Raw genomic sequence first — 11,669 nt, 5'->3', positions numbered from 1 at the left:
CTATCTCGCCCTTCCTATTTTCTTTCATCACTAACAATAATTGTTATATGTGATGTTCTTTTTAAAATTTCATACGCTCTACCATGAGCTCTTGGTCTAAAACGTTTTAAAGTTGGTCCTTCATTAACAAAAATTGACTTAACAAATAATTTATCTGCGTCCATTCCATTGTTGTTAACTGCGTTTGCGATTGCTGAGTTTAATAATTTTAATACTGGCTCAGCTGATCTTTTATCTAAGTTGTATAATGTTGCAATTGCTGTTGCAACTGGTTTGTTTCTGATTGTATCTGCTACTAATCTAACTTTTCTAGGAGAGATACGAATCATATTTAAATAAGCTTTTGCTTCCATATTGTCATCCTACCTCTTCTATTTTTTACCTTTGTCGTCTCCGTGTCCACCGAATTTACGAGTTGGAGCAAATTCACCTAATTTGTGTCCAACCATATCTTCTGTTACATACACGGGAATAAATTCTTTACCATTGTATACTCCGAAAGTTTTACCGATGAATTCAGGGAAAATAGTTGATCTACGTGATCAAGTTTTTATAACTTCTCCATCTTTTGCAACTTCAGCTTTTTTAAATAAGTTTTCGTCTACAAATGGTCCTTTTTTTAATGATCTTGCCATGTCTTCTATTCTCCTTCCCTATTTCTTAGCATTACGCTTTCTTACGATAAGTTTTTCAGATGGTTTTTTAGTATTTCTTGTTTTTACACCAAGAGCTGTTTTACCTCATGGAGTAACAGGGTTTTTACGTCCAATTGGAGTACGTCCTTCCCCTCCCCCATGTGGGTGATCGTTCGGGTTCATAACTGATCCACGAACTGTTGGACGAATACCTCTTCAACGGTTACGTCCAGCTTTTCCTCAATTAACTAAGTTGTATTCTTCGTTTCCAACTTCCCCAATTGTTGCATAACAATCAGCTAGAACTTTTCTTACTTCTCCAGATGTTAAACGTAAAGTTACATATTTACCATCATCATCTTTCCCTAAGATTTGTACTGATGTTCCAGCACTTCTAGCCATTTGTCCACCTTTTCCAGGTTTTAATTCAACGTTGTGAACTAAAGTCCCTTCAGGAATGTTTTTTAATGGAGCGGCGTTTCCAATTTTAATATCTGCATTTTCAGAAGCTACAATTTTCATTCCAACTTTCATTCCTTTTGCAAATAAGATGTAACGTTTTTCTCCATCTAAGTAATTAATTAAACAAATAAATGCGTTTCTATTTGGATCATACTCTATTGTAGCGATTGTTCCAACAACATCTCTTTTATTACGTTTAAAGTCAATAATTCTGTATTTTTGTTTATGACCTCCGCCTTTGTGACGAGTAGTAATTAAACCACGGTTGTTACGTCCGGCTTTGGCATTTTTAGCTGCTAATAATGATTTTTCAGGAGTACTTGTTGTTAAAGTAGCCTTGTAATCAATAGTAGTCATATTTCTACGACCATTTGTCGTAGGTTTATATTTTTTGATTGCCATAATATCCCTTTCTATAGCTTAAATTTGTTTGATTTATAATAGTTTCGCCTATGGGCTAGGTTTTTTCTATAAATCGCTTAAAATGTCTAATGTTTCACCATCTTTTAAAGTGATGATTGCTTTTTTATAGTTGTTTGTTTTTCCAACAAATCTTCCCATTCTTTTTTCTTTTCCGTCGTAGTTCATTGTTCTTACTGATTCAACTTTAACTTCAAAGATTTCTTCGAATGTTTTTTTAATTTGAACTTTATTAGCTTTTCTGTCAACTAAGAAAGTATATACACCGTTTGCGTGACCTAAAAATGATTTTTCAGTTAACACAGGTTTTTTAATTACTTCTGTTAAATGCATTATGCGTATACCCCCTCAACTGCCATTGCAGCTTCTTCAGTCATAACTAATTTAGTTGCGTTTAAAATGTCAAATAAGTTTAATTTAATAGTTGGTAAAGTTTTTACCCCTTTAATGTTATTTGAAGATTTAATTACGAACTCTTCATTTTGTTTAGTAATGATTAATGTTTTTTGATCATCAATTTGTAAATTTTTCATTACGCTAATCATTTCTTTTGTTGATGGTTTAGCGAAATCGAATTTATCAACGATTACAAGATTTTGTTCATTAGCTTTAATTGATAATGCTGATTTAAATGCTAATGCTCTAACTTTTTTGTTTACTGATTTTTTATAGTTAATATCAGGTGTTGGACCAAAAGTAACCCCTCCACCTCTTCAGTGTGGTGCTCTAATTGATCCTTGACGTGCACGTCCAGTTCCTTTTTGTCTTCAAGGTTTTTTACCACCACCACGTACTTCAGCACGAGTTTTAGTTTTTTTAGTTCCTTGTCTTAATGCAGCTTGTTGAGCAATAACAGTATCATAAATAGCTTGTTGATGTGGAGTCACATTTCAAACACTATCGTTTAGTGAAATTGTTTTAACTTCTTGTCCTTGGACATTTAATACTTTTAATTCCATGATTTTCTCCTTATTACTCTTCTGTTGAAACTGCTTCTTCAACTACTGGTGCTTCAACTGGAGCTTCAGTAGCTACTGGTGCGTTTCTTACTAATAATTCTGCTGCTTGTGTGTTTGCTAGACCTTTAACATTAGATTTAATTGTTACAAAACCTTTGTTTGGTCCTGGAATTGAACCTTTAACTAACATAATGTTGTTATCGATTGCAATTACTTCTAAGTTTTGAACTGTACGTTTAACATGTCCCATGTGACCTGCCATTTTTTTAGATTTGAAGATACGGTTAATAATAGCTCCCATTGAACCTATACCACGGTGGTATCCTGACCCATGAGCCATTGGTCCTCTTGAGTAGTTATGTCTTTTGATTGCACCTGCAAATCCTTTTCCTTTTGAAATTCCTGTAACGTCAACGTATTGACCAGTTTCGAAAATGTCTGATGCTGAAATTGTTGTTCCAACTTCAAACCCTTCCATGTTTCTGATCTCTTTTACGAAGCGCTTAGGAACTGAGTTAGCTTTTTTAAATTGTCCTAATTCAGGTTTGTTTACTAAGTTTTCTCTTTTGTCGAATACTCCTAATTGAGTAGCAACATAACCGTTTGAGTCAAGAGTTTTAACTTGTAAGATAGTGTTTGGTTGAACTTCAACTACAGTAACTGGTACTAATTTTCCACTTTGTGTGAAAACTTGAGTCATTTCAACCTTACGTCCTAAGATTCCTTTCATCTTTTTATCCTCCTAATTGATAATCATGTATATTTCGTTACTTAAATTTTGTGTTTTTGTATTTTTTATAATTTGATTTCGATGTCTACACCACTTGGTAATTGAACTCTTTTTAAAACGTCCATTGTTGTTGGTGTTGGATTTAAAATCTCTAATAATCTTTTGTGTGTTCTCATTTCGAATTGTTCACGTGAGTCTTTGTACTTGTGAACAGCTCTTAAGATGGTAATCACTTGTTTATCTGTTGGTAGTGGGATTGGTCCTCTGACTTTTGCCCCAGTTCCTTCAGCAGCTTCAATAATTTTTGAAATGCTTTGATCAATAATTGCGTGATCATAGCCTTTTAATTTTATTCTCATTTTTTGTTCTGCCATTGTAACCTCCATTTTTTAATAAATATTTTTCATTCATCAACAACCCCTACCGGTGTGTTGTAAATGAGCACACAAAATACACATGCTAAAATATTATATTCTATGACCTATATAAAGTCAAACAAAATTCCCTAATTAATCTAAAATCCATAAATAAACAACATTTATTACGCATTTTGCTTTAACTATAACTATTAAATTAATTATCTTTAAAATAAATAAAAAAACGCTTGTTTTTAATAACTCGCGTTGTTTTCTTCACCATTTATAATTGCTACGCCACCACTTGTTCCCAAACGGTCTGCACCAGCTTCAATCATTTTTTTAGCATCTTCAAAAGTTCTAACTCCACCAGCTGCTTTAACTAGTGCTTTATCTTTGACAACTGATTTCATTAATTTTACATCATCAAAAGTAGCACCTGACTTTGAAAATCCTGTTGACGTTTTAACAAATTCCAATCCAGCTTGAACAGCTAACTCACATGCTTTAATGATTTCTTCTTTTGTTAATAGACAATTTTCCATAATGCATTTTACAACATGATCACCTGCAGATTTTTTAACAGCTTTCATATCTTCTAATACTAATTCATAATTCTTATCTTTTAATGCTCCAATATTTAAAACCATATCAATTTCGTCAGCTCCATCTTTAATTGCTTGTTCAACTTCAAAAGCTTTTGTTGCAGTTGTGCATGCTCCCAATGGAAAACCAACAACATTGGTAATTCCAACATTGCTCCCTTTTAATAATTCTTTACAAAAACTAGTTCAGTAAGAATTAACACATACTGTTGCAAAATCAAACTTTAGAGCTTCCTTACATAATTTTTCAATTTCAATTTTTGTTGCATCTTGTTTTAATAGAGTATGATCTATATATTTATTTAACTTCATTTGCTCTCCTATATATTCATTTTGGCTTTAAGCTCTTTAATAATCTCTTCAACTTTAATTTGTGCTTCTTTCACATTTTCACCCACACCAATAAAATAAATTTTTAATTTAGGTTCTGTTCCACTTGGTCGCACTGCAAATCAAGATTTATCTTCTAAATAAAATTTCAGTAGATCTTGTCCAGGCATATTGTGCATTCCATCAATGTAATCTTCAACTTTTATAACTTTAAGAGCTGCAATTTCACTAATTGGATTAGCTCTTAAAGATTTCATTAATGGTTCAATTTTTAATTTCTTTTCTTCTGGTCTAAAGTTTAGATTTAATGTATAAGTATAATAAGCTCCCATTTCTTTAAATAAATCTTCTAAATAATCAACAAGAGTTTTATTTTTCTTTTTATAATATCAAGCTGCTTCTGCTATCAAAATAGAAGCCTGGATTCCATCCTTATCTCTTGCTGAGTCATCAATAACATAACCATAACTTTCTTCATAAGCAAAAACAAAGTTTAATCCATTTTCAACTTCTTTTGCAATTTCTCTACCCATTCATTTGAAACCTGTTAATGTTTTGACAATATTTACACTATATTTTTCTTTAGCAATTCTATCTCCTAAATCGCTTGTTACAAAACTTGAATACAATGCTGGGTTTTTAGGCATTCTATTTAGGCGCTTTAAATTTGCTAATTTTCAATCAATTAAAATTGGTCCTGTTTGGTTTCCATCTAGTCTTATAAATTCTTTGTTATGTTTAATTGCCATACCAAAACGATCAGCATCAGGGTCATTCATGATTATAATGTCTGCATCATATTTATTTCCATACTCTAATGGAATTTTTCAAGCTGGATCAAATTCAGGATTTGGATTAACAACATTTTTAAAAGTTTCATCTTCAAAAGCATGTTCAGCCACTTCTATTACATCATACCCAGATTCACGTAATATTTGAGGTGTAAACTTAGTTCCTGTTCCATTAACTGCACTAAAAACAATTTTTAAATCTTTTTTTGATTCTTGTTCGTTTTTATAAAACTCCAAACTCTTAATCATTTCAACATAATTGTTAATTACATCCTGACTAACAATTTTTATTAAGTCTGTGTTTACTGTATATTCTCAATTTAAAATATCTGAAATTTCATCCATTCTTTTTGCAATTATTGCTGTTTGCTCATCTTGTAGTTGACATCCAAATGGATCATATATTTTATAACCATTATATTCTGATGGATTATGTGAAGCAGTTATTACTATACCACCAATGCAATTTAAAGCTTTTGTTGCATATGAAACAACTGGTGTTGGCATCATTTCATTTTCCTTAAATAAGTATGCTTTAATTCCAAAACTTGTTAGGACTTCTGCGACACATTGCGCAAAAGCTTTTGAATTATGACGATTGTCATGTCCAACAACAACACCATCATTTAATCTGCTTGGATAATTTTGTTTTAATAACTCTGCAAAAGCTATTGTTACTTTTTTAACAGTATATATATTAAAACGTCCAGGTCCAGCACCAAGAACTCCTCTAATTCCTGCAGTTCCAAATTCTAGTTCAATTCCTTCAAATGCCGAATGTAACTCTTCATCACTTGCACTTGCAAGTAATTGTTTTAATTCATTATCTAAACTTTTTGTACTAATTCACTCAGAATAAATTTTATTGCTTTTATTAAAAACCATTTTTAGCTCCTTATTTTAGTATTCTATTTATTATTATAATATAAAATATATTTATAACATTAATGGGTTTATACATTATTTTAATTGACCCTAATAAAGGAGCATAAATGAAATATAGTTTTAGCGAAATAATTGAAAAAAAGAAACATAAAATAGAGCTAACAAGTGAAGAAATTAAATGATTGATTAACAGTTATGTAAATAATCAAGTTACTGATTATCAAATGTCTGCATTTGCAATGGCCATTTACTTTAATGGAATGACTAAGGCAGAAACTCTTGCGCTAACTCAATCATATGTTGAATCTGGTTATGTTTATGATGTTAGCAATGTAAAAGGGCTAAAAGCAGATAAGCACTCAACTGGTGGGGTTGGAGATAAAACTAGTTTAGTTTATAGTCCACTTGTTGCAAGCTATGGAGTTAAGGTTTGTAAGCTTTCTGGTAGAGGGCTTGGAGTCACTGGAGGAACAATAGATAAATTAGAATCTTGTAAGGGTTGAACTAGTGAATTAACAAAAGAGGAATTTATCGACACAATTAATAAAGTTGGAATGAGTATTACTGGACAATCAAATGACATTGTTCCTGCTGATAAAAAAATGTATGCACTAAGAGATGTAACTGGAACAGTTGATTCTATTCCTTTAATTGCTGCTTCTATTATGAGTAAAAAGTTAGTTATTGATAGTGATAGTTTAATTCTTGACGTTAAAGTTGGTGCTGGTGCTTTCATGAAAGACATTAGTGTTGCAGAACAATTAGCAAATGAAATGATCCAAATAGGACATGGATATAAAAGAAAGGTTTCTATTTTACTAACTGATATGCAAAAACCACTAGGTAAAGCCATTGGAAACGCAATTGAAGTTAAAGAAGCCTGAGATACTTTAAACAATAATGGTCCTGATGATTTAAAAGAAGTTGTTTGTACAGCTGCTGGACTAACACTAACCGACTTAGGAATATTTGATAATCTTCAAGAAGCAATTAAAGATTGTTATAAAAAACTTGAAACAAAAGAATGTGCTCATTATTTAAAACAGTTTATTGAAGCCCAGCATGGTGATTTTAGTTTGATTGAAAATTATAATAACAACTTTACTACAAAGCACAAAATTGAAATTAAGGCTAACTCTAATGGATTTATTACAATTCAAGATGCAGAAATAATTGGTTTATTATCAATGGAGCTAGGTGCTGGAAGAAAAACAAAAGAAGATGAAATAGATTTTGCTGCGGGTATTTATTTAAATAAAAAAATAGGTGACACTGTAAAAATAGGTGACACTGTAATGACACTTTATACTAATTACAATATTAATGAAGAATGAATAAATAAAGCTCAAAGCAGTTATACAATATCAAATAATTTAAATAAAATTGAAAATATAATTAAAATAATTAGATAAAAAAATAGAGAATCAACAACTCTATTTTTATTTATTAAAAATTGGTTTTTTACTTGGTTCCCACTTATGAGTACCTGTAGAAAAATTTTCATAATATTTAACGTTTTTAACATTTCATTTACTTAAATCATGATTATATATTTCAGCGCTTTGAAACATTGATGTCATATCAATAACATTACTTACATTTCATTTGCTTAAATCAATATTAAAGTTAATTGCATAAGCAAATGTGAAACTCATATTAATAATATTTGAAGTATCTCATTTTGCAATGTTGTGATCACCTTCAAATTTTCTTGATTGATGAAACAGCTTAGCAAGCGATGTTATTTCCTTAGGTAAAAATCTTGTGACTTTGTTGACATCTGTTGGGAACTTTATTGCTGTAACTTCATCTTTAGCAGTTTGTGCTCCTATTTGATAAACTATAATATCTTTATCATTTACCTTATCATTAGGATTAGTAACATTTAAATTTCCAGATGCATTTTCAGTAATCATACTTTGATTTTTATTATTTTCACTTATTTTAAATTTATTAAATTCAATTTCTTTATTCCCGCCTTTAAGTGAAAAGCGGTTTTTATATTCATCCTTAACTTTTAAAGTTATTTTTACATTTTCTTGATTTTCAACAAGTGTGAAGTCTAAAGAATTATATTGTCTTTCAGTTAAATTTACTGCGGCTATTGACTTTGCTAAATCAATTAGTTTTTCTTTACTACTAACAAAAAACTCTAAATTTAAAAGTTTATCATATAAAGAATAAATTTTTGAAGTATCAATTTCGTCCATTAAAACAATTTTTTCTGAAGTTATCAAGAATTCTCCATTAAAATCAGGATCATCTCAATGGTGATCATCATGTAATTTTGTTGTAACAATAAAAGTTTGTTTATGATAAATTTTTGACTTTTGTTGTTTTTGTACAGTTATAATATCCAATCCATCAATATTTAAATTTTCAAGAATTTCAATTGCCTCGTCTTCAGTTAATTCTTTATTAATTTTGTTAGTTAAAAGTTTTTGAACATCGTCTTTATGTAAGATGTCTGTTTCACCAATTCTTGGAGCAAAAACTATAAAGTCTGTTTTTGTAATTGTATGGTTTTCTTCATCAATTACTACTTGCACATCAAAATATTTTGTTTCGAAACTATCTGTTTCGATTTCACTAATTGTTGCTTTAATTGATGTTAGACCATGATATGGAACACTTTCTAAAGCATTAATTGCTTCTGACTCTGTCATATCAACTGAAACAGTTTCATCTAAAACTATTTGCAAGTCATCTTCATCGATTGGGTCCTTTTCTCCAATTCTTGGAGCAACAATTTCAAAAACCTTACTTGTTATATAATAGTTTTCTTCATCAATAGTTATTTGAATAATAAAAGCAATTTCTTCAAATGCTCTTGATGATTTCTTATTAACTTCAACTGATTCTACACCATCAGGTTTCTCAACTGATTCTAATGCTTCAATTGCTTCCAACTCTGTCATATCTGATGTTACTGCATTATTTAAAACTTGCTTAAAGTTATCATAATCAATTTCATCTTTTTGACCAATTCTTTGTCCACTAACTACAAATGTATTTTTTGAAATTTCATAATTTGCTTCATCAATGAAAACTTTAACATTAAATTTCGTTTCTTCAAATACTTTTATATCTGGCGAATTAACAGAAGCTTCAAGCCTAGTTACACCTGTAAATATTACAGCTTCTAAGGCTTCAATTGCTTCTGACTCTGTCATATCACTTGCCACAGCTTTTTCTAATTCTGCTTGCAATAAAACTTCATCAATAGAATCTTTCTCTCCAATTCTTGGAGCAACAATTTCAAAAACCTTACTTGTTATATAATAGTTTTCTTCATCTATTGAAATATTAACGATAAAAATTTCTTTTTCAAAAGCTTTAGCTAACTTTTTTTCTGCCTTTATTGATTTTACACCATTAGGTTTCTCAACTGATTCTAATGCTTGAATTGCTTCTAACTCTGTCATATCACTTGCAACTGAATTAGTCAAAACTTGTTTAAGCCCATCATAATCAATTTCATCTTTTTGCCCAATTCTATTTCCTGTAATTAAAAATAGATTTTTTGATATTTCATAATTTTCATTATCAATAGAAACTTTAACATTAAATTTCGTTTCTTCAAATGCTCTTGAGGCACCAAAATTAACATAAGCTTCAAGCTTAGTTACACCAGTAAATGTTACAGCTTCTAACGCTTCAATTGCTTCTGACTCTGTCATATCATTTGCCACAGCTTTTTCTAATTCTGCTTGCAATAAAACTTCATCAATAGAATCTTTCTCTCCAATTCTTGGAGCAACAATTTCAAATTCATTACTTTTAATAAAAAAGTCTTTTTCATTTATTGTTATATCTACAATAAAAATCATTTCTTCAAATGCTTTTGTGTTTTTAACTGCTTTAATGGTTTTTACACCATCAGGTTTATTAACTGCTTCTAACGCATTAATTGCTTCTTGCTCGCTCATGTCTTTTGAAACAGCTTTTTCTAACTCAAACTTAAATCCATCATAATCGATTTCATCTTTTTGTCCAATTCTGTTTCCGGTAACTATGAATGTGTTTTTTGAAATTTTATAATTTATTTCGTCAATAAAAACTTTAACTTCAAATTTCTTTTCATTAAATGCTCTTGTTGAAATTGAACTAACCGATGCCTCAAACCTAGTTACACCAGTTAAACTTACAGATTCTAAAGACAAAATTGCTTCTGACTCTGTCATATCACCTGAAACAGCTTCTTCTAACATTGACTGCAATAAAATCTCATCAATAGATTCTTTGTCACCAATTCTTGGAGCAACAATTTCAAATTGAGTACTTATAATAAAATAATCATTTTCATTTATTGTTATGTCTACAATAAAAATCATTTCTTCAAAAGCTTTAGTTTCTTTTCTAGTTGCCTTTATTGTTTCTATACCATCAGGTTTTTCAATATTTTGTAGAGCTGCAATTGCTTCGCTTTCTTTCATTTCAAATGACACTGAATTAGTTAGTGTAGTTTTAAATCCTTCATAATCAATTTCATCTTTTTGACCAATTCTGCTTGCACAAACCAGAAATGTATTGTTTGAGATTGTATAATTTTCCTCATCAATTGAGATCTTAACATCAAATATATTTTCTTCAAAACCTCTTGTTAAATTTGTACTTACTGATGCCTCAACCTTAGTTACACCAGTAAATGTTACAGCTTCTAACGCTTCAATTGCTTCTGACTCTGTCATATCACTTGCCACAGCTTTTTCTAATTCTGCTTGCAATAAAACTTCATCAATAGAATCTTTCTCTCCAATTCTTGGAGCAACAATTTCAAATTCATTACTTTTAATAAAAAAATCTTTTTCATTTATTGTTATATCTACGATAAAAATCATTTCTTCAAATGCTTTTGTGTTTTTAACTGCTTTAATGGTTTTTACACCATCAGGTTTATTAACTGCTTCTAACGCATTAATTGCTTCTTGCTCGCTCATGTCTTTTGAAATAGCTTGTTCTAACTCAAAATTAAATCCATCATAATCGATTTCATCTTTTTGTCCAATTCGTTCTCCTATAATTAAAAAATCTGTTTTGGAAATTGTATATCCTTCATCTATTGAAACGCTTACATTAAAAGTTACAGAGTTAAAACTTTTTGTATTTTTTTCAACAATTGATGCTTCAAGTTTAGTTACGCCTATTATCGTAACTGACTCTAGTGCTTTAATTGCCTCTGACTCTGTCATGTCTTCTGAAACAGCTTCCCTTAATCTTTTTTCTAATTCTTTCTCATTTATTGACTTTTTTTCATCAATCTCCCCATTGCCACAAGCAACCAACATGCATCCACTCATTGTTGTTAAACTTATAGCACTTAAAATTGCTAATAGTTTTTTCATATACGCCTTTCCAAAATCGCCTTAAATAAAGTGATTTTAACTTTATATTATCAACTTTTAAAAAAATGTACAAAACTTCATATTATTAGGGTTTTTCAAATATACACATAAACAATTACATTAAAAAAGAACACAAACTTGTGCTCTTCTT

General features: G+C 30.1%; 11 protein-coding genes. 1 reads left to right on the top strand and 10 read right to left on the bottom strand.

Features of this window, described 5'->3' with window-relative positions; genetic code table 4:
• Positions 1-14: 14 nt before the first annotated feature.
• The 9 genes from rplV to CK556_RS00675 form a co-directional block, all read right to left on the bottom strand.
• Positions 15-353, bottom strand: coding sequence for a 50S ribosomal protein L22 (gene rplV, locus CK556_RS00715; RefSeq protein ID WP_027875733.1), 339 nt, complete (start codon positions 351-353; stop codon positions 15-17).
• A gap of 18 nt (positions 354-371) precedes the next feature.
• Positions 372-635 (bottom strand): 30S ribosomal protein S19, encoded by a 264-nt coding sequence (gene rpsS / locus CK556_RS00710; RefSeq protein WP_011183024.1) that lies wholly within the window; start codon positions 633-635, stop codon positions 372-374.
• A gap of 18 nt (positions 636-653) precedes the next feature.
• Positions 654-1,499, bottom strand: a complete 846-nt coding sequence (gene rplB, locus CK556_RS00705; protein ID WP_027875734.1) for a 50S ribosomal protein L2 — start codon at positions 1,497-1,499, stop codon at positions 654-656.
• Between the two features lie 66 nt (positions 1,500-1,565).
• On the bottom strand, positions 1,566-1,850 hold the full coding sequence (gene rplW, locus CK556_RS00700) for a 50S ribosomal protein L23 (RefSeq protein WP_027875735.1): 285 nt from the start codon (positions 1,848-1,850) through the stop codon (positions 1,566-1,568).
• The gene (gene rplD / locus CK556_RS00695; protein ID WP_027875736.1) at positions 1,850-2,476 is read right to left on the bottom strand and encodes a 50S ribosomal protein L4; all 627 of its coding nucleotides are present in this window, start codon (positions 2,474-2,476) and stop codon (positions 1,850-1,852) included. The genes rplW and rplD overlap by 1 nt, the downstream gene beginning before the upstream one ends.
• A 13-nt stretch (positions 2,477-2,489) precedes the next feature.
• Entirely contained in the window at positions 2,490-3,206 is a 717-nt protein-coding gene (gene rplC / locus CK556_RS00690) for a 50S ribosomal protein L3 (protein ID WP_027875737.1), read from the bottom strand.
• A 65-nt stretch (positions 3,207-3,271) separates the two neighbouring features.
• Positions 3,272-3,580: a 30S ribosomal protein S10 gene (gene rpsJ, locus CK556_RS00685; protein ID WP_027875738.1), complete on the bottom strand. Its 309-nt coding sequence runs from the start codon at positions 3,578-3,580 to the stop codon at positions 3,272-3,274.
• A gap of 236 nt (positions 3,581-3,816) precedes the next feature.
• Positions 3,817-4,479 carry a deoxyribose-phosphate aldolase gene (gene deoC, locus CK556_RS00680; RefSeq protein WP_027875739.1) on the bottom strand — a complete coding sequence of 221 codons (663 nt, stop codon included), beginning with the start codon at positions 4,477-4,479 and terminating at the stop codon, positions 3,817-3,819.
• An 8-nt stretch (positions 4,480-4,487) separates the two neighbouring features.
• Positions 4,488-6,173 carry a phospho-sugar mutase gene (locus CK556_RS00675; RefSeq protein WP_027875740.1) on the bottom strand — a complete coding sequence of 562 codons (1,686 nt, stop codon included), beginning with the start codon at positions 6,171-6,173 and terminating at the stop codon, positions 4,488-4,490.
• Between the two features lie 107 nt (positions 6,174-6,280).
• On the opposite strand from CK556_RS00675, the gene CK556_RS00670 reads away from it, so the two are divergent.
• Positions 6,281-7,585, top strand: coding sequence for a thymidine phosphorylase (locus CK556_RS00670; RefSeq protein WP_027875741.1), 1,305 nt, complete (start codon positions 6,281-6,283; stop codon positions 7,583-7,585).
• 27 nt (positions 7,586-7,612) lie between these two features.
• On the opposite strand, the gene CK556_RS00665 is transcribed toward CK556_RS00670, so the two are convergent.
• Entirely contained in the window at positions 7,613-11,518 is a 3,906-nt protein-coding gene (locus CK556_RS00665; RefSeq protein WP_095761504.1) for a BspA family leucine-rich repeat surface protein, read from the bottom strand.
• Positions 11,519-11,669 lie beyond the last annotated feature (151 nt).

The organism is Mesoplasma chauliocola, assembly GCF_002290085.1.
Lineage (GTDB): Bacteria > Bacillota_I > Bacilli_A > Mycoplasmatales > Mycoplasmataceae > Mesoplasma > Mesoplasma chauliocola.
This window is presented reverse-complemented; position numbering and strand designations above follow the sequence as displayed.